The 21,821-nt window shown below is 64.7% G+C and carries 24 protein-coding genes; 6 read left to right on the forward strand and 18 right to left on the reverse strand.

What is annotated here, in order from left to right; all coding sequences use genetic code 11:
- Positions 1-2: 2 nt before the first annotated feature.
- The 8 genes from GFY24_RS24715 to GFY24_RS24750 form a co-directional block, all read right to left on the reverse strand.
- Positions 3-2,468 (reverse strand): NADH-quinone oxidoreductase subunit G, encoded by a 2,466-nt coding sequence (locus GFY24_RS24715; RefSeq protein ID WP_153807478.1) that lies wholly within the window; start codon positions 2,466-2,468, stop codon positions 3-5.
- Positions 2,465-3,802, reverse strand: a complete 1,338-nt coding sequence (nuoF, locus tag GFY24_RS24720; protein WP_153807479.1) for an NADH-quinone oxidoreductase subunit NuoF — start codon at positions 3,800-3,802, stop codon at positions 2,465-2,467. Before nuoF ends, GFY24_RS24715 begins: the two co-directional genes overlap by 4 nt.
- The gene (nuoE, locus tag GFY24_RS24725) at positions 3,799-4,491 is read right to left on the reverse strand and encodes an NADH-quinone oxidoreductase subunit NuoE (RefSeq protein ID WP_153807480.1); all 693 of its coding nucleotides are present in this window, start codon (positions 4,489-4,491) and stop codon (positions 3,799-3,801) included. The genes nuoF and nuoE overlap by 4 nt, the downstream gene beginning before the upstream one ends.
- Entirely contained in the window at positions 4,488-5,819 is a 1,332-nt protein-coding gene (nuoD, locus tag GFY24_RS24730) for an NADH dehydrogenase (quinone) subunit D (RefSeq protein ID WP_153807481.1), read from the reverse strand. Before nuoD ends, nuoE begins: the two co-directional genes overlap by 4 nt.
- Complete coding sequence (locus GFY24_RS24735; RefSeq protein ID WP_153807482.1) at positions 5,819-6,625, reverse strand: NADH-quinone oxidoreductase subunit C; 807 nt, start codon at positions 6,623-6,625, stop codon at positions 5,819-5,821. The genes nuoD and GFY24_RS24735 overlap by 1 nt, the downstream gene beginning before the upstream one ends.
- On the reverse strand, positions 6,622-7,176 hold the full coding sequence (locus GFY24_RS24740) for an NADH-quinone oxidoreductase subunit B family protein (protein WP_067563628.1): 555 nt from the start codon (positions 7,174-7,176) through the stop codon (positions 6,622-6,624). The genes GFY24_RS24735 and GFY24_RS24740 overlap by 4 nt, the downstream gene beginning before the upstream one ends.
- A gap of 74 nt (positions 7,177-7,250) precedes the next feature.
- Positions 7,251-7,631, reverse strand: a complete 381-nt coding sequence (locus GFY24_RS24745; protein ID WP_309231289.1) for an NADH-quinone oxidoreductase subunit A — start codon at positions 7,629-7,631, stop codon at positions 7,251-7,253.
- A gap of 321 nt (positions 7,632-7,952) precedes the next feature.
- Positions 7,953-8,363, reverse strand: coding sequence for a hypothetical protein (locus GFY24_RS24750; protein ID WP_375336094.1), 411 nt, complete (start codon positions 8,361-8,363; stop codon positions 7,953-7,955).
- Positions 8,364-8,566: 203 nt separating this feature from the next.
- On the opposite strand from GFY24_RS24750, the gene GFY24_RS24755 reads away from it, so the two are divergent.
- Together GFY24_RS24755 and GFY24_RS24760 are read left to right on the forward strand one after the other, a co-directional pair.
- A complete protein-coding gene (locus GFY24_RS24755; protein WP_153807484.1) occupies positions 8,567-9,937 on the forward strand; it encodes an NAD(P)/FAD-dependent oxidoreductase in 1,371 nt (456 codons plus the stop codon).
- An 89-nt stretch (positions 9,938-10,026) separates the two neighbouring features.
- Entirely contained in the window at positions 10,027-10,455 is a 429-nt protein-coding gene (locus GFY24_RS24760) for a CBS domain-containing protein (protein WP_153807485.1), read from the forward strand.
- Here GFY24_RS24760 and GFY24_RS24765 read toward each other — a convergent pair.
- Positions 10,444-11,022 carry a helix-turn-helix domain-containing protein gene (locus tag GFY24_RS24765; protein ID WP_309231290.1) on the reverse strand — a complete coding sequence of 193 codons (579 nt, stop codon included), beginning with the start codon at positions 11,020-11,022 and terminating at the stop codon, positions 10,444-10,446. The genes GFY24_RS24760 and GFY24_RS24765 overlap by 12 nt on opposite strands.
- Positions 11,023-11,114: 92 nt before the next feature.
- On the opposite strand from GFY24_RS24765, the gene GFY24_RS24770 reads away from it, so the two are divergent.
- The 3 genes from GFY24_RS24770 to GFY24_RS24780 all read left to right on the forward strand — a co-directional run bounded on the left by GFY24_RS24770 (position 11,115) and on the right by GFY24_RS24780 (position 13,617).
- Positions 11,115-12,326, forward strand: a complete 1,212-nt coding sequence (locus tag GFY24_RS24770) for a pyridoxal phosphate-dependent aminotransferase (RefSeq protein ID WP_153807487.1) — start codon at positions 11,115-11,117, stop codon at positions 12,324-12,326.
- A gap of 142 nt (positions 12,327-12,468) precedes the next feature.
- Positions 12,469-13,068 (forward strand): hypothetical protein, encoded by a 600-nt coding sequence (locus tag GFY24_RS24775; RefSeq protein ID WP_153807488.1) that lies wholly within the window; start codon positions 12,469-12,471, stop codon positions 13,066-13,068.
- A 90-nt stretch (positions 13,069-13,158) separates the two neighbouring features.
- Entirely contained in the window at positions 13,159-13,617 is a 459-nt protein-coding gene (locus GFY24_RS24780) for a VOC family protein (protein WP_153807489.1), read from the forward strand.
- A 60-nt stretch (positions 13,618-13,677) separates the two neighbouring features.
- Here the strand turns inward: GFY24_RS24780 and GFY24_RS24785 are convergent, their stop codons facing one another.
- The 8 genes from GFY24_RS24785 to GFY24_RS24820 all read right to left on the reverse strand — a co-directional run bounded on the left by GFY24_RS24785 (position 13,678) and on the right by GFY24_RS24820 (position 19,913).
- On the reverse strand, positions 13,678-14,100 hold the full coding sequence (locus tag GFY24_RS24785) for a DUF4352 domain-containing protein (RefSeq protein ID WP_309231291.1): 423 nt from the start codon (positions 14,098-14,100) through the stop codon (positions 13,678-13,680).
- A 563-nt stretch (positions 14,101-14,663) separates the two neighbouring features.
- Positions 14,664-14,945 (reverse strand): hypothetical protein, encoded by a 282-nt coding sequence (locus GFY24_RS42245; protein ID WP_228566614.1) that lies wholly within the window; start codon positions 14,943-14,945, stop codon positions 14,664-14,666.
- A gap of 18 nt (positions 14,946-14,963) precedes the next feature.
- Positions 14,964-15,443 (reverse strand): MarR family winged helix-turn-helix transcriptional regulator, encoded by a 480-nt coding sequence (locus tag GFY24_RS24795; RefSeq protein WP_153807491.1) that lies wholly within the window; start codon positions 15,441-15,443, stop codon positions 14,964-14,966.
- Between the two features lie 4 nt (positions 15,444-15,447).
- Positions 15,448-17,214, reverse strand: a complete 1,767-nt coding sequence (locus GFY24_RS24800; RefSeq protein ID WP_153807492.1) for an MFS transporter — start codon at positions 17,212-17,214, stop codon at positions 15,448-15,450.
- 176 nt (positions 17,215-17,390) lie between these two features.
- Positions 17,391-18,194 (reverse strand): alpha/beta fold hydrolase, encoded by an 804-nt coding sequence (locus GFY24_RS24805; RefSeq protein ID WP_153807493.1) that lies wholly within the window; start codon positions 18,192-18,194, stop codon positions 17,391-17,393.
- 31 nt (positions 18,195-18,225) lie between these two features.
- The gene (locus GFY24_RS24810) at positions 18,226-18,849 is read right to left on the reverse strand and encodes a dihydrofolate reductase family protein (protein ID WP_228566615.1); all 624 of its coding nucleotides are present in this window, start codon (positions 18,847-18,849) and stop codon (positions 18,226-18,228) included.
- A gap of 143 nt (positions 18,850-18,992) precedes the next feature.
- A complete protein-coding gene (tsaA, locus tag GFY24_RS24815; protein ID WP_153807495.1) occupies positions 18,993-19,406 on the reverse strand; it encodes a tRNA (N6-threonylcarbamoyladenosine(37)-N6)-methyltransferase TrmO in 414 nt (137 codons plus the stop codon).
- A 93-nt stretch (positions 19,407-19,499) separates the two neighbouring features.
- The gene (locus tag GFY24_RS24820) at positions 19,500-19,913 is read right to left on the reverse strand and encodes a DUF1707 domain-containing protein (RefSeq protein WP_153807496.1); all 414 of its coding nucleotides are present in this window, start codon (positions 19,911-19,913) and stop codon (positions 19,500-19,502) included.
- 160 nt (positions 19,914-20,073) lie between these two features.
- On the opposite strand from GFY24_RS24820, the gene GFY24_RS24825 reads away from it, so the two are divergent.
- Positions 20,074-20,883 carry an amidohydrolase family protein gene (locus tag GFY24_RS24825; protein ID WP_309231314.1) on the forward strand — a complete coding sequence of 270 codons (810 nt, stop codon included), beginning with the start codon at positions 20,074-20,076 and terminating at the stop codon, positions 20,881-20,883.
- On the opposite strand, the gene GFY24_RS24830 is transcribed toward GFY24_RS24825, so the two are convergent.
- Complete coding sequence (locus GFY24_RS24830; RefSeq protein ID WP_228566616.1) at positions 20,884-21,759, reverse strand: LysR family transcriptional regulator; 876 nt, start codon at positions 21,757-21,759, stop codon at positions 20,884-20,886.
- Positions 21,760-21,821 lie beyond the last annotated feature (62 nt).

The following is a 21,821-nucleotide window of genomic DNA, read 5'->3' on the forward strand; positions in this document are numbered from 1 at the left end:
GATCACTCACGGTGGTCCTCCCGACGGATGCGCACGAGGTGACCGGGTGTGGTGCCCAGCTGCACCAGCACATCGGCCCCGGGGGAATTCATGGGCAGCCACACGACCCGATCCGGCATCTCGGTAATGACGAGCGGGAGGGTGATATGGCCGTGATCATTGCCGACGGTCACCGGATCGCCTGTGGTGGCACCGATTTCGGCCGCGGTGTCGTGCGAGAGCCGCACCACCGGTGGACGCGCGGTACCGGCGAGATTGGGTTCGCCGTCCTGCAATTTGCCGCGATCGATGAGCATGCGCCAGGCGGCGAGAATCGCGGTGCCCGAGGTGGGCTGGGCCACCGGATGCGGGCGGTGCACCGGGGTCGCGGCGGCCGGGCCGTCCCACGCGCCCATATCCGCCAATTCGGCTCGGGCACTGGAGATATCGGGCAGGCCGAGACGCACACCCATCTCCTGTGCGATGGCGTCCAGGACCCGGTGTTCGGGCATGGGCGCGGCCTCGCGCCGCACGGTCGAATCGCGCAGCGCCGCCTCGAACTGACGGTGGCGGCCCTCCCAGGTGAGGAAGGTGCCCGCCTTCTCCATGGCCGAGGCCACCGGGAACACCACATCGGCGCGATCGGTGATATCGCCGGCCCGAAGTTCCAGGCTCACCACGAAACTCGCGGCGTCTATGGCGGTGAGCGCGGCAACCGGGTCGGGCATATCGCCGGCCTCCACGCCGCCGATGAGCAGTGCGCCCAGCGTGGGCGCGGCGGCCAGGATGGCGGAGGTGTCACGGCCCGGGTTCACGGGCAGCTCATCGGTACCCCAGGCATCGCGAATCTGTTGGCGCGCAACGTGATCCGCGAGCGGACGGCCACCGGGGAGCAGGACGGGCAGGGCACCCGCCTCCAGGGCTCCGCGTTCGCCGGCGCGACGCGGAATCCACGCCAGTGCGGCCCCGGTGTCATCGACCAGGCGCGCGGCGGCCGACAGACCACCCGGAATACCGCCGAGCCGCTCACCGACCAGGATGAGCGCACCGGGCTCGCGCAGCAGTGTCGCGATGTGCTGCAGATGCCCGGGAGCCACTGCGACGGAATCGGTTTCGCCGGTGCGGATGGCCTCCAGGAGATGTGGTTCGCCACCCGGAACGGTTGGCAGCAGCGTGCCCTTCATCCGCTGCAATCCGCGCGTGGTGTACGGCGCGAGCGAGTAGACCTCGGTGCCGTGCTTGCGCGCGGCCTTGCGCAGGCGCAGGTAGACCATCGGTGATTCTTCTTCGGCCTCGAAGCCGGCCAATACCACGATCGGGGCGCGCTCCAGTGCGGCATAGTCGACGGTGATGCCCTGCCCGGCGATACGGGCCGCCAGGAAGTCGGCCTCCTCCGCGGAGTGTGCGCGGGCACGGAAGTCGATGTCATTGGTGGCCAAGCCGATTCGCGCGAACTTGGAGTAGGCGTACGCGTCCTCCAAGGTGACGCGACCGCCGACCAGCACACCCGCATTCCCACGCGCCGCGGCTAGACCACGCGCGGCATGCGCGATGGCCTCGGACCACGAGGCGGGCTGCAGGGTGCCGTCCCAGGTGCGCACCAGCGGGGTGGTGAGCCGATCCCGTTCGGTCGCGTACTGGAACGCGAAGCGGCCCTTATCGCAGTTCCACTCCTCATTGACCTGCGGATCGTCACCGGCCAAGCGGCGCATGACCTTTCCGCGCCGATGATCGGTGCGCTGGGCACAGCCCGAGGCGCAGTGCTCACACACCGCGGGGCTGGACACCAGGTCGAAGGGCCGCGCCCGGAAGCGGTAGGTGCTGCCGGTGAGCGCACCCACCGGGCAGATCTGCACGGTATTGCCGGAGAAGTAGGAGTCCAGCGGCTCCCCGGCGGCAATCCCGACCTGTTGCAGCGCACCACGATCCATCAATTCGATGAACGGGTCACCCGCCACCTGCTGGGAGAAACGGGTACACCGCGCGCAGAGCACACAGCGCTCGCGATCCAGCAGAATCGCCGAGGACAGCGGAATCGGCTTGGGATACGTGCGCTTCTCACCATCGAACCGCGATTCGGCCCGCCCGTTGGACATGGCCTGGTTCTGCAATGGGCATTCGCCGCCCTTATCGCAGACCGGGCAGTCCAAGGGGTGATTGATGAGCAGCAGCTCCATCACACCCTCCTGCGCCTTCTCGGCGACGGGGGAGGACAGCTGGGTGTGGATCACCATGCCTTCACTGACCGTCTGGGTACAGGAGGCAACCGGCTTGCGCTGCCCCTCCACCTCGACCAAGCACTGGCGGCAGGCACCCACCGGATCGAGTAGCGGGTGATCACAGAACCGGGGGATCTGCACGCCGATGAGTTCGGCGGCACGAATCACCAGCGTGCCCACGGGCACGGAAACCGTTGTGCCATCGATGATTACGCTCACCATATCGGTGGGCGTCACCTCATTGGTGTTGGAGTTCGCTATCGCAGTCATCGCGCTCCTTCGGCCCAGGCGGTGGACCGGGCCGGGTCGAACGGGCAGGCGCCGAGGCGGATGTGCTCGACGTACTCGTCGCGGAAGTACTTCAGGGAGGAGAAGATCGGGCTCGCAGCGCCATCGCCCAACGCGCAGAAGGACTTTCCGTTGATGTTGTCGGCGATATCCATCAGCTTGTCGAGATCGGTCTCGTGACCGGTGCCATTCTCCAGCCGCTCCAGGAGCTGGACCAGCCAGTACGTGCCCTCGCGGCAGGGGGTGCACTTACCGCAGGATTCGTGGGCGTAGAACTCGGTCCAGCGCAGGACGGCGCGCACCACACACGTGGTGTCGTCGAAGATCTGCAGTGCCTTGGTGCCGAGCATGGAACCGGCGGCGGCGACGCCCTCGTAGTCGAGAGGGACATCGAGGTGCTCTTCGGTGAAGATCGGGGTGGAGGAGCCGCCCGGGGTCCAAAACTTGAGGGTGTGGCCCTGGCGGACGCCGCCTGCGTGAGTCAGCAACTCGCGCAGGGTGATTCCGAGGGCCGCTTCGTACTGGCCGGGTCGCGTCACGTGACCCGAGAGCGAGTAGAGGGTGAAGCCCGGTGACTTCTCGCTACCGAAGGACCGGAACCAATCCACGCCATTGGCGAGAATCGACGGCACCGAGGCAATGGACTCCACATTATTGACCACGGTCGGGCAGGCATAGAGCCCGGCGACAGCCGGGAACGGCGGGCGTAGGCGCGGCTGACCGCGACGGCCCTCCAGCGAATCCAGGAGCGCGGTCTCCTCACCGCAGATGTACGCGCCGGCACCGGCATGCACCACAATGTCGAGGTTGTACCGCGAGCCCTTGATGTTCTGGCCGAGATACCCTGCGGCATAAGCCTGTTCGACCGCCGCCTGCAAACGGCGCAGCACCGGCACCACTTCACCGCGCACATAGATGAAGGCATGCGAGGCGCGAATCGCGTACGAGGCGATGATCACGCCCTCGATGAGGGTGTGCGGGCTCGCCAGCATGAGCGGCATGTCCTTGCAGGTACCCGGTTCCGACTCATCGGCATTGACCACCAGGTAGTGCGGCTTGGTCACGCCGTCCGCGCCGGGACCCTGCGGGATGAAACCCCACTTCATACCGGTCGGGAAGCCCGCGCCACCACGCCCGCGCAGACCGGAGTCCTTGACGGTCGCGATCACCTCATCGGGCTGCATGCGCAGTGCCTTGGGTAAACCGCGATAACCGCCCTGGCTGCGATACGCCGCCAGGGTCCAGGAGTCGGGTTCAGCCCAGTACTTGGACAGGACGGGCGTCAGCCCGCACGGGGCGGCCTGGGTCTGGGTCATTTCCCGCCTCCTGTCGAATCCTGATCGGCCGCTTGCAGACCCGCGAGAGTGGCAGGTCCGGGCGCACCATCGGTCGCGCCGGGACGCGCATCGGGATAGCCGGCCAGAATGCGTGCGGTATCGCGGAATTTGCACAGCGGAATACCGCTGCGTGAGCCGGTCACCTCATCGCCCTTGCGCAGCGAATCCACCATGACCCGAGCCGATTCCGGTGTCTGATTGTCGAAGAACTCCCAATTCACCATGACCACCGGCGCGTAGTCGCAGGCGGCATTGCACTCGATGTGCTCCAGGGTGACCGCGCCGTCGGCGGTGGTCTCCCCGTGCTTGATACCCAAGTGCTGCTTCAATTCCGCGAAGATCTCATCGCCGCCCATAACCGCGCAGAGCGTGTTGGTGCACACCCCGACGTGGTAGTCGCCGGTGCGGCCGCGCCGATACATGGAGTAGAAGGTGGCGACCGCGGTCACCTCGGCATCGGTCAATCCCAGCTGCTCGGCACAGAATTCGATACCTGTACCCGAGACATAGCTCTCCACCGATTGCACGAGATGCAGAAGCGGCAGCAGTGCCGAACGCGGCTCCGGATACCGCGCGATAATCTCCTTGGCTTCCAATTGCAGCCGGTCGTGCACCTCCTGCGGATACGGGATGGGGCGCACGGTCAGGTTGAGAAGAATCTCTGTCAACGGTCCACTCCGCCCATGACGGGATCGATACTGGCCACCGCGGCAATGACATCGGCGAGCAATCCGCCCTCGCACATTGCCGCCACCGCTTGCAGATTCGTGAACGAGGGGTCGCGGTAATGCACCCGATACGGCCGGGTGCCGCCGTCACTGACCATGTGCACGCCGAGCTCGCCGCGCGGGGATTCCACCGCCACGTACACCTGGCCGGGTGGGACGCGCAGGCCCTCGGTCACCAACTTGAAGTGGTGGATGAGCGACTCCATGGACTTACCCATGATCTTGCCGATGTACTCCGGCGAATTACCGAGACCATCCGGCCCGAGCTGCAAATCGGCCGGCCAGGCGATCTTCTTGTCCGCCACCATGATCGGACCCGGTCGTAGCCGATCCAGGCACTGCTCGACGATCTTGAGCGACTCCTTCATCTCGTTCACCCGGATGAGGTAGCGGCCGTAGCAGTCGCAGCCGGTATCGGTCATGACATCGAATTCGTATGTCTCATAACCGCAGTACGGCTGAGCCTTGCGCAGATCGTGGGGGAGTCCGGTGGAGCGCAGCATCGGGCCGGTAATGCCCAGCGCCATACAGCCGGTCAGGTCCAGCACGCCGACATTGCGGGTGCGGGCCTTCCAAACGGGGTTCTCATTGAGGAGCAACTCCATGTCGCGCAGGCGCTTCGGCAGCAGCTCCAGGAGCTCGCGCACCTTGGCCACGCCATCCTCGGGCAGGTCTTGGGAGACGCCGCCGGGCCGGATGTACGCGTGATTCATGCGCAGTCCGGTGATGTTCTCGAAGACATCGAGAATCAGTTCGCGCTCACGGAATCCGAACAGCATGGCCGTCAACGCACCCAACTCCATACCGCCGGTAGCAAGCGCCACCAGATGCGAGGAGATGCGGTTGAGCTCCATGAGCATGACGCGAATGACATTGGCGCGCTCGGGAATATCGTCGGTGATCCCGAGCAGCTTCTCCACGCCCAGGCAGTACGCCGTCTCATTGAAGAACGGCGACAGATAGTCCATGCGCGTGACGAATGTGACCCCCTGCACCCAACTCCGGTACTCGAGATTCTTCTCGATCCCGGTGTGCAGGTACCCGATACCGCACCGGGCCTCGGTAACCGTCTCGCCCTCGATCTCCAGAATCAGCCGTAGCACCCCGTGTGTACTGGGGTGCTGTGGGCCCATATTCACGACTATGCGTTCCTCGGCGGCCCCGTCCAGGGCAGCGGAGATTTCGTCCCAGTCATTGCCGCCGACCGTGATAACGCGTTCGGGTCGTTCCGCGGACTCCGGACGGGACTTGATATCGGTGTCGTTCATTACGAGTACGCCCTCCGCTCGTCGGGCGGCGGGATACGCGCACCCTTGTATTCGACCGGGATCCCGCCGAGCGGGTAGTCCTTGCGCTGGGGGTGACCGCGCCAGTCATCGGGCATCGAGATCCTGGTCAGCGACGGGTGACCGTCGAACAGGATGCCGAAGAAGTCGTAGGTTTCGCGCTCATGCCAATCCGTGGTCGGGTACACGGAGTAAAGCGAGGGCATATGCGGATCGGCGTCCGGCACCGACACCTCGAGGCGCACCCGGCGATTGTGGGTGATGGAGTTCAGGTGATACACCGCGTGCAATTCGCGACCGGTGTCCTCGGGGAAGTGCGCGCCGTTCACGCCCAGGCAGAGCTCGAAACGCAGTTTCTCGTTGTCGCGCAACGTCTTCGCCACCACGGGCAGGTACTCGCGCCGCACATGCAGGGTGAGTTCGTCCCGGAAGACCACGATCTTCTCGATGGCATCCTCGAAGCGCACACTCGACACCGCCAGCACATCGTGCAGCACCGCGACCATCTCGTCGAAGTACCCGCCGTACGGGGGCGCACTGCCGCCGGGCAGGCTCACCGTGCGCACCAGGCGGCCGTAACCGGAGGTGTCACCGGAGCCCGAGACGCCGAACATGCCCTTGCGCACGCCGATCACCTCATCGGCCGGGGCGGTGGGTTCTGTTGCGGCAGACTCGATTTCACCGGCGGCGGGCTCCTGCACCGGCTCGGGCTTCTTGTCGGCATCCCCGTGCGATTTCAAGACGTCCTCCGGGGGGCTCTCCGTACCGGTCGGTGTATCGAAGGTCATCGCAGCAGCCCCTTCATCTGAATGGTGGTGGGGCTGGCGAGGGCGGCGGCCTCGGCGGCGCGCACGGCCTCCTCGCGATTCACGCCGAGTGGCATCTCCTGAATCTTCTCGTGCAGCTTCAGGATCGCGTTCAACAGCATCTCCGGGCGCGGCGGGCAGCCGGGCAGGTATATGTCCACCGGCACAACGTGATCCACGCCCTGCACGACGGCATAGTTGTTGAACATGCCGCCCGAGGATGCGCAGACACCCATGGCCAGCACCCATTTCGGTTCGGTCATCTGGTCGTAGACCTGACGCAGGACGGGGGCCATCTTCTGGCTCACCCGTCCGGCGACGATCATCAAATCGGCCTGGCGCGGCGAGGCGCGGAACGCCTCCATACCGAAGCGGGCGATATCGAACCGCCCACCGCCCGTGGCCATCATCTCGATCGCACAGCAGGCCAGGCCGAATGTTGCGGGCCACAGCGAACTCTTGCGCATGTAACCGGCGAAATCTTCCACCGTGCTCAGCAGGAAGCCGCTGGGCAGTTTCTCCTCGAGACCCATGTCGAACTACATCTCCCGGATCGGAACGCCCCGCACCGGGCGGGGCGCTCTGGTTGGAATCCCCTGTGTGCGGCTCAGTCCCAGCTGAGCCCGCCTCGCCTCCACTCGTAGGCGTAGGCCACCGAGACGTTGAAGATGAACAGCGCCATCGCCGCCAGTCCGAACAGACCGAGCGAGTCGAAGTGCACGGCCCACGGATAGAGGAAGACGATCTCGATGTCGAAGATGATGAACAACATGGCGGTAAGGTAGTACTTCACCGGAAAACGTTGTCCCGCAGCATTTCCCGGCCCGCCGCCGACGGCGTGCGGGGTCGGCTCGATACCGCACTCATACGCCTCTAGCTTGGCGCGGTTATTGCGCTTGGGCCCGATCAGGGCCGCAAGGAAAACGGAGAACACCCCGAACGCGGCGGCAACCGCGCCGAGGACGAGCGTTGGCACCTCGATATTCACAACAGCACTACCCCTCCTGCGGACTGGACGCACTTGCGGACGGCAGCTGCCGAGGCGGGCTGACGTCGTCGTCTGCCGGGTCAGTCACATCCAGGGCACCACTCGCCGAGGGCGCGGACTACGGGGGACTGACGCGGCGGCTTCATTGATACCGTTGCCTGCGCTCGTGTGAGCTACGGCACAGCCTACAACTCAGCCAGGAAGATACATGACGTTTCGCGACCCTGTTTGATCGAATTCGGAACGGTCTTTCATGACCGATTCGACGGAATCGCGAATGTCACGTGACATAGATTTCCCCAGGTCGCGGGGAGCGGGAAATCAGGCGGCGGAACGGTTCCGCAGCACGCCCAGCACCGCGTCGGTCAACCGGATCGGATCCAGCGGATGCGAGACCGCCGCATCGGCCCGCGACCAGTTCGCCAACCAGGCATCGTCCGGGCGGCCGGTCAGGACCACGATCGGCGGGCAATCCGCGATCTCGTCCTTCAACTGTTTGGCCAGGCCCAGGCCACCGGTCGGCGCGGATTCACCATCCAGAATGGCCAAATCCAGCTCATGGGCATCCATGCGCTCGAGCACAATCGGACCGGTGGCCACCTCGACGTACTCGATCGGCGGCAATTCCGGATGCGGGCGTCTACCCAGAGCCAGCATCACCTGCCTCCGAGTATCGGCGTCATTGCTGTAAACGAGAACCCGCAACGCGGCGGGACGCTTCGCTTCGGCCACGCACCGGATGGTACGTGTTCGATATGAGTGCTGGTGGCAGGTTCGCCGGATTGCCTCAGCGCGTCGCGACGGAACCGGCCGCGCGGCGAGGTATTACCGAACCGGGTCGAATCGGCGGGGCGGGTGTTGCCCTGCGCGAGCGCACATTAACGTCGCAGAGGAGTCGCTGCCGAACACTGATTCCTTTCGATGAAAGAGGAGCTATGCCCGCCGAAGCCGTGGATGCAGTCGTAATCGGAATGGGGCCGGGCGGTGAGGATCTGGCGACCCGACTGACGGTGGCCGGGCTCTCCGTCGTGGGTGTCGACGGACGACTGGTCGGCGGCGAATGCCCGTACTACGCATGCGTACCCACCAAGGCGATGGTGCGGGCGGCCGGAGTGCTGGCCGAAGCGCGGCGCGTGGGCGAGCTCGCGGGATCGGCTGAGGTGAGACCGGATTGGAGCATTGTCGCCGCCCGGGTGCGCGATGAGATCACCGATAACTGGAATGACGCTGCGGCCGTGGAGAAGTTCGAGAAGGCCGGGGGACGGTTCGTTCGCGGCTGGGGGCGGATCAGCGGGGCCGGTGAGGTCACCGTCGCGACCGCCGAGGGTGATCGCGTGTTCCGGGCGAACCGGGCAATCGTGCTGAATCCCGGTACCGCACCGCAGGTTCCGCCACTGCCCGGCCTGGCCGAAACCCCGTACTGGACCAATCGAGAGGCCGTCGCCGTCACCGAGGTGCCCGAATCGCTCATCGTCATGGGCGGCGGACCGGTGGGCGTGGAGTTCGCGCAAGTCTTCGCCCGATTCGGAGCGCAGGTCACCGTCATCGCCAGTCGCCTTGTGCCACAGAACGAACCCGAGGCGGGGGAGTTGCTGGCCGAGGTATTCGAGGCCGAGGGCATCGCCGTGCGCAGCGGCCACGGCACCGCCGTGACTCATGACGGAACACAGTTCACGGTCGAACTCGACAGCGGCGACCCCGTCCGCGCCCAGCATCTGCTGATCGCCACCGGACGTCGAATCGACCTGTCCGCCTTGGGAATCGGCTCCATCGGCCTGGACGAGTCGGCGCGCGGCATTACCGTCGACAAGCGCCTGCGCGCCGCCGACAAAGTCTGGGCCATCGGTGATGTCGCCGGGCGCGGAGCCTTCACTCACATCTCCATGTACCACTCCCGCATCGCCGCCGCCGATATCCTCGGCACTTCCGACGAGACCGCCCAGTACCACGCCGTCCCGCACGTCACCTTCACCGATCCGGAGATCGGCGGTGTCGGCCTCACCGAATCCCAGGCTCGGGCACAGGGCCTCAATATCCGAACGGGCTTGTCCAACCTCTCGGACTCCACCCGAGGCTGGCTGCACAAGGCAGGCAATGCCGGTTTCATCAAACTCGTCGAGGACACCGACCGCGGCGTGCTCGTCGGTGCCACGTCAGCAGGCCCTGACGGCGGCGAAGTCCTGGCCGTACTGACTCTCGCGGTGCACGCCGAGATCCCGACCAGCACCCTGCGCCGAATGATCTACGCCTACCCGACCTTCCACCGGGCCATCGAGGCCGCCCTCGATGCACTCGCTGCAAGTTAGACATCACCGCGCAAATCGTTGCTGTTCAGACGCTTGCAAACGGTCCATTCTGATAGACATCGATGGTTCGAGCAAATGGCGGTGGACATATGCGAATCTCGGAGATTTTGCGTCGGAAAGGGCCCGGCGTGGTCACGATTGCACCCGATGCAACCGTGCGTGAACTGCTAGGAGTACTCGCCGAACACAATGTCGGCGCGGTGGTGGTGTCGCCGGATGGAGTTCTCATCTTCGGCATCGCCTCCGAACGCGATATTGTGCGGCGGCTGCACGGCGTCGGTGCCGGCCTACTGGACGCACCGGTCGCGGAGATCATGACGGCGGCGGTGCACACCTGTTCGCCCGAGGATCGGGTGGAGACGTTGAACCACACCATGACTCAGCACCGGATCCGGCATCTGCCGGTGCTGCAGGATGGGCGAATGGTCGGCATTGTCAGCATCGGCGATGTGGTCAAGAGCCAGATCTCCGAACTCGAGAACGAGCGCGAGCATCTGGTGCGATACCTACAGGGTTGATTGAGTTTGCGTCGGGAGCGGACGCGCACCCGACGCCACCTCGGTCGCTGTCGCCAGATCGAGGCGTAGTTCGAGGTCCGAGGCGGGGGCCGGGCCATCGTGGTGCGTGATGCCCTCCTCGGTGATGACGTAATGCAGGGTGGTTTCGCCGATGTGCACCGTCGCGGTGCCGATCGGCAGTACCTGCGCGACAGCGCGTCCCAGCGGTAGGGCGAACCAGTGCGCGCGGACGGCATCGGTGGGTCGGCGTTCGCCGAGGTGCTCGGTGCCCCAGGCGGAGAGCGCGTCCAAGGCAGGGCGTAGGGCCATGCCGGTGGGGGTGAGTTCGTAGACGGCGGTCGCGGTGCGGGGGCCGACCTTGCGGCGGGTCAGGATGTCATCGCGTTCGAGTTCCTTGAGGCGGGCCGCCAGGACGTCGGTGCTGATGCCGGGCAGGTCGGCGAAGAGGTCGCTGTAGCGGCGGGGGCCGGAACACAATTCGCGCACGACCAGCAGGTTCCAGCGGTCGCCGACGATGTCGAGGGCGCGGCTGACGGCGCAGTAGTGGTCGTAGCTTCGGCGGGGCACGGCTCTACTGTAGCTTGTTACTTGGAAAAACAAAGTGCGAACTTGGAATTTCCAAGTAGAGTGTGCCGCAACCGCATTCAGAAGGGACTTCCATGCAGGTCAAGCAGTCGAGCAAGCTGGCGGGCGTGTCGTATGAGATCCGTGGGCCGGTGGCCGAGCACGCGGCACGCCTGGAAGCCGAGGGACACCACGTGGTGAAACTCAATACCGGCAATCCGCTGACCTTCGGCTTCGAAGCCCCCGCCGACATGCTGCAGGACATGGTGCGGAACCTGCCCGTCTCCAGCGGCTACTCGTCCTCCAAGGGCCTGCTCGCGGCGCGGCGCGCGGTGGTGCAGTACTACCAGACGCTCGGCGTGGACGGAGTCGATGTCGAAGAGGTGTTCCTGGGCAACGGCGTCTCCGAACTGATCATGATGGCCATGACCGCGCTGCTGGAGAACGGCGACGAAGTACTCGTTCCCGCACCGGATTTCCCGCTCTGGACCGCGGCCACCGCGCTCAATGGCGGTAGGCCCGTCCATTACATCTGCGATGAGGGTTCGGACTGGTTCCCGGATGTGGCCGATATCGAATCCAAGGTCACCGACCGGACGCGGGCGATCGTACTGATCAATCCGAACAATCCGACCGGGGCGGTGTATTCGCCGGAGGTGGTGCGCCAGGTCCTCGAGGTCGCGCGCCGGCACAACCTGGTGGTGTTCTCCGACGAGATCTACGACAAGATCCTCTACGACGATATGCGGCACACCGCGACCGCCTCGCTGGCTCCGGACCTGCTGGTGCTGACCTTCTCCGGGCTCTCGAAGTCCTACCGGGCGGCCGGATTCCGCTCCGGATGGCTGGTGGTCTCGGGTCCCGTCGAGCACGCGCAGAACTATCTCGAGGGCCTCACCATGCTCGCGGGTCTGCGGCTGTGTGCGAATGTGCCTGCGCAGCAAGCGATTCAAGCCGCGCTCGGCGGGCATCAGAGCATCTTCGACCTGACGCTGCCCGGCGGCCGACTGCGCGAACAGCGTGACCGCGCCTGGGAGGCGCTCAATGCGATTCCGGGTATCTCATGTGTGAAACCCCGCGGTGCGCTTTACGCTTTCCCGCGCATCGACCTGGATATGTACCCGATCCGCAGTGATGAGCAGTTCGTCCTGGACCTGCTGCTGCAGGAGAAGATCCATATCGTGCAGGGCACCGGATTCAACTGGCCGCGGCCCGATCACTTCCGCATCGTCACGCTGCCGTACGCCGATGATCTCGAGGCCATTATCGAGCGCATCGGCCGTTTCCTCGCCACCTATCGCCAGTAGCGGTCGCCGTATGCTCCAGTCCAGTTGAGGCAGAGTGACATTCACTGTTAGCCACCAAGTAGCCGTCTGATCGAGCTAGCGGCTATGTTCGGTCCGGCACGCCGCAATGGCGCGCCGGTTCGGCTAGAGGAATGTCTTGGTGATGACGGAAGAATCGCTCGGCGACGCAATGCTGTTGCGGCCGTGCTTCGGGATGCTGCTACGCCGGCATCTCATCGAACTGTCCGGCACGGTGGACCGGGAACCGCCGACCGTCGCGGAACTTCAGGCCGAGATCACCACCGATATGCGCAACGGGCTCGAGCTGTACCGGCCCAAGCCGACCGCATACCTCGACACCCGCCTGAATGTGCTGGCCTGCAACGAGAATTTCGCGCAAGCCTTCCCCGGGCTCACCGATGGCGGCAATCTGCTGTGCTGGCTGCTCAATGACGAGCGATCCCGGCAGACGATGGTCGAGTGGGAGGACGGGGTGCGGTTCGCGGTGCAGTGGTGGCGCGGACTCCTCGGTCAGGTCGGTGAGTGGGCCTGGTCGGCCGAGCTGGTCGCCTCGTACGGTGAGCATTCGATCTTCCGGGAAAGCTGGAACAGCGGACATGTCACCTTCCACCGCGTGCAACCCGCACTGCGATTGCGTGATCTCGGCACCGGTGAGGAGCGGGTGATCGTGCCGCAGGTCTTCCGGGCGCTCCGCACGCCGAACTCGAACAATATGCTGATCTTTCTCGGACTCCCGATCTGATTTCGAGAAATCTCCCGGGATACGTCGAAGGAACGTGATTGGCTCCGACCTGTAGGTGAAAGCAGTCCGCCAACACCCCAGGAGCCCATCTTGACCACCACCGTCACCACCTTCCTCTGGTTCGACACCCAGGCCGAAGAGGCCGCCAACCTCTACACCTCACTCGTCGCGGACTCGCGCATCACCGATATCTCCCGCATGCCTGACGGCTCGGCCTTCATCGTCTCCCTGGAACTCGCCGGCCACTCCATCACCCTCATGAACGGCGGCCCCGCCCACCCGCACACCGACGCCGCCTCCATCCAGGTCGTCGTAGACGGACAAGAAGAGGTCGACCGCCTCTGGTCCGCCTTCACCGCGGATGGCACCCCCGGCCCCTGCGGCTGGCTCACCGACGAGTACGGCCTCTCCTGGCAAATCGTCCCCTCCGGCCTGCCCGCGTTGATGGGCGGCACCGAACCCGCCCGCACCGCCGCGGTCACCACCGCCCTGCGCGCCATGTCCAAGATCGACCTGAAGACACTGCAGGACGCATACGACAACGCCTGAGCGCCATACACATTCGGCCGATCCCGGTAGCCGGGATCGGCCGAATGTGATCGTCGATTCCTATTTCAACGCCACTCGTGCCCCGCCGGAAAACATCGAATCGTGGAACTCGATACTGACCGGCACAGTGCCTTTCGGAACATCGAACGGGATGATCACCGAGACCTTGTTGCCCGGATTTATCTCCGCCATGAGGTCCGCGTTGATGGCCATCTCCGCCGAGGTGTCATTACTGTACTGCCGACCCTGATCGTCGATGACTTTCTGATTCTCGCCGAAATACGTTTGCGCCTTATCGCCGGTATTGGTGATATCGACGTGCACCAGCACGAACTCGCCCTGCGCGGTCTTACGCATAATGTCGTTGTCGCCCACCGACGCAACCGGCGGATCGACTGCCGTCACCACGAACGCGAACTTCCCGTCCCGCACCTCGGACCCCACCGGCGACACCGATTTGGGCTTGTCGATGCTCTTGGACACCTCGTTCGCCGCCGTCCCGAAGATGGCGAAACACCCTCCGAAAAATAGGACAATCACACCGAGCAGCACCCACGGCCAAATCTTCCGTTTCTTAGGCGGAGGTGCCGGATATCCCTGCCCATATCCGGGCAGTCCACCCGACGGGGGAGGCGGCGGCTGTTGAGGATACGACATTGGTCACCCTCGATTCGCTGACTGGCAAGGGCCGACCCTCCCTTGCGGATGGATCGATCAATATCGCTAATTATGAACCACCAGCCAATCTTTGATCCCGTATTGACCCAATTCATGATCATCTAAATACTCTAAACTCTTTGTGCAGCACATATTTCAGACAAATAGAACGAATCGAACTGGTCACGGCGAGCCCAGAGCGCCATTCAAGTTAGACAGTCGCTTCGGATGAATTGTCCCAAATTCGAACAGCGCTCCGCAGATATCAAGCTGGACAAGCGATCACCGGGACATGAGGGTTGGATTTTGTCCGAAAAACCAACCCTCATGTCCCGGTGATCGATCGTCCAGTACTTGCGGGAGGCCAGCCGATATCACCGGCTTGGGTCCTATTTGGTTGGCCGCCACACCGTTCCAGAGACGGTGACCTTTCCGGCCTTCTCATCAAGGCCCGGCTCCCAATCGAACAGAATTATTCCGATGCGCTGGCTCATCGTCTTGATGCACACCGTCATCCCCGATGGCACCTTCTCCCAGGGCAACGCCTGCTCACCCTGGAGTCGACCGAGCCGATCGCGTTCCGGCAGCAGAACTTCGGTGATTACGGGATCCCCGCACTGCATCTGAAGGAAGGGCTGGAGCACGTGGGGCGCACCGGTTTCGGGCTGCATGTGCGGGGCTGACAGCGCTCAGGCCGGGTTGGGCTCCTGGTCGAGGGCTTCGATCAGGGTCTCCAGGGATGCCATGAGCGCCGCGCGCTGGGGCTGGTCCAGGCTGCCCATTGCCGCGGCGAAACGCTGGATACGGGCGGAGGTCAGACCGGTGACGAGGTCGTGGGCGCTGGCGGTCGCGCTCAGGAGCTGGGCGCGACCGTCCTCGGGATCGGCTTCGCGGACGATGAAGCCGCCCTTCTCCAACCCGGTCACCATGCGGGACATCGTTGGGGCACTGACCCTTTCGACATTCGCCAGATCGCTCAGCCGCATCGGCCCGCTGCGGGCGAGCGTCGCCAGCGCCGAGGCCGCGCCCGGGCTGAGGTGGCCGAGGTCACCCGAGTGGCGCAGCTGCCGGAGCAGGCGGCCGATGGTGTGGTAGAGCTCGGCCGCCTCCGTCAGCTGATCGGGGTCGGCGACACTCGTGGGCTGATGCAGTGTGGCCTCCTCGATCATGGGGTCAGATTCCCGCGCGGTCGGCTTCGCGGAGTTCGGTGGTCTCGTCGGGAACCTTCCCGCTGCCCGCGAACCATGAAGCGATCGCACCGATCAGCATCATAAGTGCGGCCGCGAGGAAGACGACCACCAGACCCGAGTGGAAGGGGTCGGAAATCAAGTGCGGGAAGAACTCCTGGCCGGTGAGGACGTCGCTGTTCACGCCCGGCTGGTCGAGAGTGCCGCTGGGTCCGAGCAGTTCCTTGAACGGGTTGTAGCCCAGGAACGTCGCGAAGAGGCTGCCGACGGGCGGCATATCCGCGATCTGCCCCGCCACCGGAGCGGGTACACCTTGGGCGCGGAGCCCGGAATCCATTGCGCCGGGCAGGGTTCCGGACAGGCCGACAATCATGAGCGAGAAGAACACGCCGATCGAGAGCGCCATTCCGCCGTTCATCAGCGTGGCGCGCATACCCGAGGCCACACCGCGCTGTGAGGCGGGCACCGCCGACATAATCTCCGCGGTATTGGGTGAGGTGAAAATACCGGTGCCCAAACCGTTCAGCAGGATGATCAGCGCGAACAGCCAGTAGTTGAAGTCCACCGGAATCACCACGAGCAGCACGAACGTGACCGCCGCGAGCAGCAGACCGCCGGTGGCGAACAGCCGCGCACCGTACTTATCGCTCAACCAACCGGAGATCGGACCCGCCACCAGGAACCCGACGGTCAACGGCAGCATATAGATTCCGGCCCACAGGGGAGTGGACTCGAAGTCGTACCCGTGCAACGGCAACCAGATGCCCTGCAGCCAGATGATCAGCATGAACTGCATTCCGCCGCGCCCGATCGACGCCATCAGGCTGGCCAGGTTGCCGAGCCCGAACGCGCGATTCTTGAACAGCGCCAGCTTGAACATCGGCTGACTGACCTTGGATTCGATGTAGCAGAACAGCGCCAGCAGCGCGAGACCACCGAATACCGCGCCCAGCACCCACGGATTGTCCCAGCCGGTCTTCGAATCACCGTGTGGCTGAATACCATAGGTGATGCCGGTGAGCAGCGCGGTCAAACCCAGCGCGAAGGTGATGGTGCCCGGCAGATCCAGCGAGCCCGGCGTGCGCATGCCATTGTCGTGCAGCGACCGGTACGACCACACGGTGCCGAGAATGCCGAACGGCACGCTCACCCAGAAGATCGCCTTCCAATCCCACTCCGACAGCACACCGCCGACTAGCAGACCCAGGAACGAACCGGCAACGGCCGCAACCTGATTGATGCCCAGCGCCACACCCCGCCGATTCGCCGGGAAGGCATCGGTCAGGATCGCCGCCGAGTTCGCCATCAACATGGCCCCGCCGACACCCTGCAGCACCCGCCACGCGATCAACCAGATCGCCCCGGCCCCATGCGTGAACGGATCGAACGACAGCGCCAGCGCGCACACCGTGAACACCACGAACCCGAGGTTGTAGATCTTCACGCGGCCGAACATGTCCCCGAGCCGCCCGAACAGGACAACCAGCACCGCGGAGCTGAGCAGGAATCCCATCAGCAGCCACAGCAGGTAACTGACATTGCCGGGTTCGAGCGGGTTCAGGTCGATGCCCCGGAAGATCGCGGGCAGCGAGATGATCACAATCGACGAGTTGATGGTGACCATCAACATGCCCAAGGTCGTATTCGACAGCGCCACCCACTTGTAATGCGGATGATCGCGATCCACCCGGAGTCGTCTCCGAATGGTCTGGACATCACCGGGATCGAGCTCGGTGGTCGGGGCCGCAGCCATCAAGAGCCTCCAGAAACTGTTTGAACGAACCTCGCCCAATATAGTTGCATAAGGCTAACTAACGAAATGGTGATGTGCCCCACCCTCTCGACCGGAGGTGATCATGTCGATGCTCGAAGTCGACCGCATGGGATGTCCGGAGTCGCGTGCGCCGGTAGATGAGCGCCGCGCCCTGTTCAGCCGAAGAAGTCGAGCAGTAACAGCTCGAGCAGTTCGGGCTGGTTGAGGATTTCGTGATCGGCACCGGGCAGGACTACCCGGCGTGCGCTCGGGATGGCGGCGGCCAAGGCCTGGTTCGCGGTCTGGATCCAGGGCCAGGTCTGATCACCATTGACGACCAGCGCCGGGATGGTGATCGTGGCGTAACGGTCCGATTGCAGACGCATCCGGGGACCGGATACGGCGACGTCGTAGGGCAGGCTGTTGGCCTGGGCGCGCAGGAATTCCCACACCGGCGAGTTACGCATATCGGCAACTATCGGCGCCGGCACCTCGACCTGCTCGGTGAGGAACAGTTCGGCCGCACCATCGTAATCGCCGTCGGCAAGGCGGGCGACGAGCCGATCGAAGACGTCGGCCCGCGGTTCCGCGCGGTTGCCATCGACCACCGCGGGCATCTCGTATACCGCGACCTTGTCGATCGGCAGCTCGCGTAGCACGCCTTCCAAAGCCAGCGCCGCACCGGACGAATGACCGAACACGTGCGCGGCGCCGCCTACGTGCTTGATTACGGCTGCCAGATCGTCGATTTCGGATTGCACGGCAAAGTCGCCACGGACATCGGTGCTTCCGCCACGGCCGCGGCGGTCGTAGCTGACCGCGGTGACGTGCGGGGCCAGGGTCGAGGCGAGCGCGGCAACGGTCGAGCGGTCGTTGAATGCGCCGCCGATGAGGATCACCGGTGTGCCGGAGCCGATGGTTTCGACGGCGATCGTGCTGCCGTCGTGGGAATCGACGGTGGTCAGGACGGGGCTGGTCATGGAATTCGTGCCTCTCTTCGGTTGGTTGCGGTCAGGCGGCGGTGGGGAATCGGAAGCCGAGGTGGGTGACGGCGGGTGAATCGAGGACGTGAAACCGGTCCAGCTCGATCATGGTGTCGGGCAGTTGCTCGAACAGCCGGGTGCCCTGCCCGAGCAGGACGGGTGCAATGTGTACGTGCATCTCGTTGAGCAGCCCCTCGGCGATCGCCTGCTGCACGATCGTCGCGCCACCGCTGATATGCACATTCCGGTCACCACAGGCGGCCTTCGCTCGCTCGATCGCGGCCGCCACGCCGTCGGTGACGAAATGAAAAGTCGTGCCGCCCTCGCGGATCAGCGGTTCACGCTCGCGATGAGTGACGACGAACACGGGTGCGCGGAACGGTGGCGACTCGCCCCACGGCTCCTCCCCGGAGTCGAACATCCTCCGCCCCATCACATACGCGCCGCCCTGCTCGAACATCTCCTTCAGCAGTGCGTCGTCGGCGCCTTGCAATCCGCCGTCGAACCCCCTGCGTTCACGCCACGTCTGATGCGCGACAGCCCATTCGGTGATCCGAAAGAACTCCTTGTCCAGGTAGGGCGGCTGCTGCGCGGCGAGCCCACAGATGTAGCCATCCAGTGAGACCGTCATACCGGTGCGAACGTTGGGCATTGTCATCTCCTCGATGTGTTCCGGAATGCCGCTCGAGTACTCCTCGAACGGGCTGCGGAGATTTCGACATCGGGACCGACCGGACAGCGAATTATGACTCAGCTCATATCGACTCGGTTTCCACTGTTCGGGCCACCGGCAGCTCAGCGCCGGTCGACCGGGCCCAGCACGGGTTTGATGTCCAGGACCGGTGTGCCGTTCAGCGCTTCGAGGTCGCGGACGCGCAGGCGGGTGCCGGCGATCTCCAGGATCGTTACCACGTGCAGGCCGATGGGGTTCGGGCGATGGGGTGAGCGGGTGGCGAAGACGCCGGTGGGCGGGCGGGTCAGGTCGCCGCGGGGATGCACCTCGAGGACATCACGTGCGGCGCGGTCCAGCCAGGTGAGCACTACGATTTCCGCGCCGGCAGCCAGTCCGGTGAGGGCCGGTGCGTACTCGGGCGCGAGGACGAGATCGCAGTCGGGGGCGCCCTCGTCGCCCTGACGGGGCGCGCTATCGGGATTGATGAGTGTTGATTCCACGTATCCCAGTGGGTGCAGCCGCGTATCGGTTGTCATGCGTTCCAGCACCTCTGCATCGAGTCGCCCGAATTGGTGACAGTGATCTTGCCACGCCCAATCCTGAAGCGGCACAACAACTGCCGCCGAGTGTCAGAACCGGCGGGAACCGCGATGACGGTGGCCGAAGCCGCCGCGCGAGCGCAGGAAGAGGAAGAAGAACAGCGGGAAGATGAAGAACGGGACGATATGGGTGGTCACGGCGACCACGGCGGCCAAGACGACTACCGCGATCAGCGCGAGCGGCAGGAACGCACGTGCGGATCGCGACGGCGGGGCGGCCGCGACCGGACGCATTGTCGCCGGCCCGGGCAGATCCGTGAACAGCACCGACAGGTCGTCGGCGGTTTTCGCGGCATAGGCGCGGGCGACGCGTTCGTCGTATTCGTCCACCTCCAGGCGGCCCGCGGCGAAGTGTTTGCCCAGGGCCTCCGCGGCCTGTTCACGTTCTGCTGTGCCGACGCGCAGGGCCGGGGGCCCGAAAACCGCGGGGCTGAAATCGGTCATTGCCAACCACCTCACCGGGGGGAACCAAATACGCTGTCCACCACAGTAGGCCGAAAATCGGTGACGAGCTTGCGCCCCCCGGCGTATTTCGATGTACGGCCACGGGCGTATATGCCCGGAATCGGTGCCGCGCGGATAGTCGCGGGTGGAGACTGCCATGGTGACGATTGATGTCTGGGCGCAGCATCCGACGCTGCGATTTCTGGAGCATGAGATGTTCGCGTCGCTGCGCCGCTGGACGGGTGGGACCATACCCAGCGAGGCGATTCCGTTGTCGGTGACGCTGGGGGTGATGGACGCGTCAGGTGTCGAGCGGGCGTTGATTTCGGCTTGGCATGGGCCCGAAGGGGTTCTCATCTCCAATGACGAGGTGGCGGCGTGGGTGGGGGAGGCGCCGGATCGGCTGAATGGTGTTGCGGCCGTGGGGTTGCGGCGGCCCATGGAGGCCGTTCGGGAGGTGCGACGGTGCGCGGAGCTGGGGTTCAAGGGGGTTCGGGTGCTGCCCTGGTTATGGGAGACACCGCCGACGGATCGGCGCTTCTATCCGGTGTACGCGGCGTGCGTGGAGGCGGGATTGCCGTTCTGTACGCAGGTGGGGCATACGGGGCCGCTGCGGCCGTCGGAGCCGGGCCGGCCGATTCCGTATATCGATCAAGTGGCGCTGGACTTTCCGGAGTTGACCATTGTGTGCGGGCATATCGGGTATCCGTGGACCGAGGAGATGATCGCGGTCGCCCGCAAGCACGAGAACGTCTACATCGACACCTCCGCGTACACGACGAAACGTCTTCCGGCGGAGCTGGTTTCGTACATGAAGTCCCATAGTGGACGCCGCAAGGTGCTGTTCGGGACGAACTATCCGATGATTCTGCCCGGACATGCCCTGAAGGGGCTCGATGATCTGGATCTCGATCTGGAGGTTCGGGAGTTGTACCTGGCCGGGAACGCGCGGCGCGTATTCAACCTTTGATCACGCCGCACGAAAGGCCTTCTCGCCCACCAGTTCCGGGTCGGTGATGTGCGAGAGGAACAGTCGTGCCGCCGGCGTCGGAGTGCGTGTGGTGACCGCATGCCAAGGTCGATTCAATGGCGTGCCTTCGATCGGCAGCACTTCGAGTGATCGATCCGCGATATCGCTCTCGATGGCATCGGAGTGGATCAGCGTGATGCCCAACCCTTCCCGCGCCGCCGCCAACGCCGCACCGTGGGTACCGAGAGTCAGTGTGGGCGGCCGTATCTGGAGTCGATCGAACAGTGCGAGCGTGGTGTCGCGGGTTCCCGAGCCCGCACCCCGCAACAGCCAGGTCGCCTCCGCCGGATCCGGCCACCGCCCCGGCGCACCGACCACCACCAGCTCACACGGCCGGCGTGCCCGAGTGACCAGTCCGGCCTCCCGCGGCGGCCGCCCCGCGACCACGAGATCCGTTTCGTGGTGGGTCAATTCGATGTACAGCACATCGCGCGGCTGAATGGAGAGCCCCAGCTCGATTTCGGGGTACCGGTTCCGGAACGAGGCCAGCAGCCGCAGCAGCACATACTCCCCGGCGGTTGCCACCACCCCGATGCGCAGCCGCCCCGTCTCGGCCTCGCGTACGGCCGCATGCGCCTCCTTCATCAATCCCAGGATGCTGCGGCAGTAGTCGGCGTATACCCGCCCTGCCTCCGTGAGCGCGATTCCGCGCCCCGATTTCGCAATCAGTTTGGCGCCCAACTGTTTCTCGATGTGCGCAACTGCCGCGGAGGCCGCCGCTTCGGTGATATGCAACTGTGCGGCAGCGCGCCGGATACTGCTGTGCCGGGCCACCGCGAGAAACGTTTCCATGCGGACCGCGCTCACCGTACCCATCGTCAGACGGTAGCAAACACGACGAAATGGTTGAGGGAGACGAGAAACAATCGAATTGTTTG

It is taken from the genome of Nocardia sp. SYP-A9097, assembly GCF_009649815.1.
Classification (GTDB): Bacteria; Actinomycetota; Actinomycetes; order Mycobacteriales; family Mycobacteriaceae; genus Nocardia.

What these genes read in the sequence shown, in the direction of transcription:
- GFY24_RS24715 (WP_153807478.1), bottom strand. Translation starts at nt 2,468, where the DNA reads ATGACTGCGATAGCGAACTCCAACACCAATGAGGTGACGCCCACCGAT.
- nuoF (WP_153807479.1), bottom strand. Translation starts at nt 3,802, where the DNA reads ATGACCCAGACCCAGGCCGCCCCGTGCGGGCTGACGCCCGTCCTGTCC.
- nuoD (WP_153807481.1), bottom strand. Translation starts at nt 5,819, where the DNA reads ATGAACGACACCGATATCAAGTCCCGTCCGGAGTCCGCGGAACGACCC.
- GFY24_RS24735 (WP_153807482.1), bottom strand. Translation starts at nt 6,625, where the DNA reads ATGACCTTCGATACACCGACCGGTACGGAGAGCCCCCCGGAGGACGTC.
- GFY24_RS24740 (WP_067563628.1), bottom strand. Translation starts at nt 7,176, where the DNA reads ATGGGTCTCGAGGAGAAACTGCCCAGCGGCTTCCTGCTGAGCACGGTG.
- GFY24_RS24755 (WP_153807484.1), top strand. Translation starts at nt 8,567, where the DNA reads ATGCCCGCCGAAGCCGTGGATGCAGTCGTAATCGGAATGGGGCCGGGC.
- GFY24_RS24760 (WP_153807485.1), top strand. Translation starts at nt 10,027, where the DNA reads ATGCGAATCTCGGAGATTTTGCGTCGGAAAGGGCCCGGCGTGGTCACG.
- GFY24_RS24770 (WP_153807487.1), top strand. Translation starts at nt 11,115, where the DNA reads ATGCAGGTCAAGCAGTCGAGCAAGCTGGCGGGCGTGTCGTATGAGATC.
- GFY24_RS24775 (WP_153807488.1), top strand. Translation starts at nt 12,469, where the DNA reads ATGACGGAAGAATCGCTCGGCGACGCAATGCTGTTGCGGCCGTGCTTC.
- GFY24_RS42245 (WP_228566614.1), bottom strand. Translation starts at nt 14,945, where the DNA reads ATGCAGCCCGAAACCGGTGCGCCCCACGTGCTCCAGCCCTTCCTTCAG.
- GFY24_RS24795 (WP_153807491.1), bottom strand. Translation starts at nt 15,443, where the DNA reads ATGATCGAGGAGGCCACACTGCATCAGCCCACGAGTGTCGCCGACCCC.
- GFY24_RS24800 (WP_153807492.1), bottom strand. Translation starts at nt 17,214, where the DNA reads ATGGCTGCGGCCCCGACCACCGAGCTCGATCCCGGTGATGTCCAGACC.
- GFY24_RS24805 (WP_153807493.1), bottom strand. Translation starts at nt 18,194, where the DNA reads ATGACCAGCCCCGTCCTGACCACCGTCGATTCCCACGACGGCAGCACG.
- GFY24_RS24810 (WP_228566615.1), bottom strand. Translation starts at nt 18,849, where the DNA reads ATGCCCAACGTTCGCACCGGTATGACGGTCTCACTGGATGGCTACATC.
- tsaA (WP_153807495.1), bottom strand. Translation starts at nt 19,406, where the DNA reads ATGACAACCGATACGCGGCTGCACCCACTGGGATACGTGGAATCAACA.
- GFY24_RS24820 (WP_153807496.1), bottom strand. Translation starts at nt 19,913, where the DNA reads ATGACCGATTTCAGCCCCGCGGTTTTCGGGCCCCCGGCCCTGCGCGTC.
- GFY24_RS24830 (WP_228566616.1), bottom strand. Translation starts at nt 21,759, where the DNA reads ATGGGTACGGTGAGCGCGGTCCGCATGGAAACGTTTCTCGCGGTGGCC.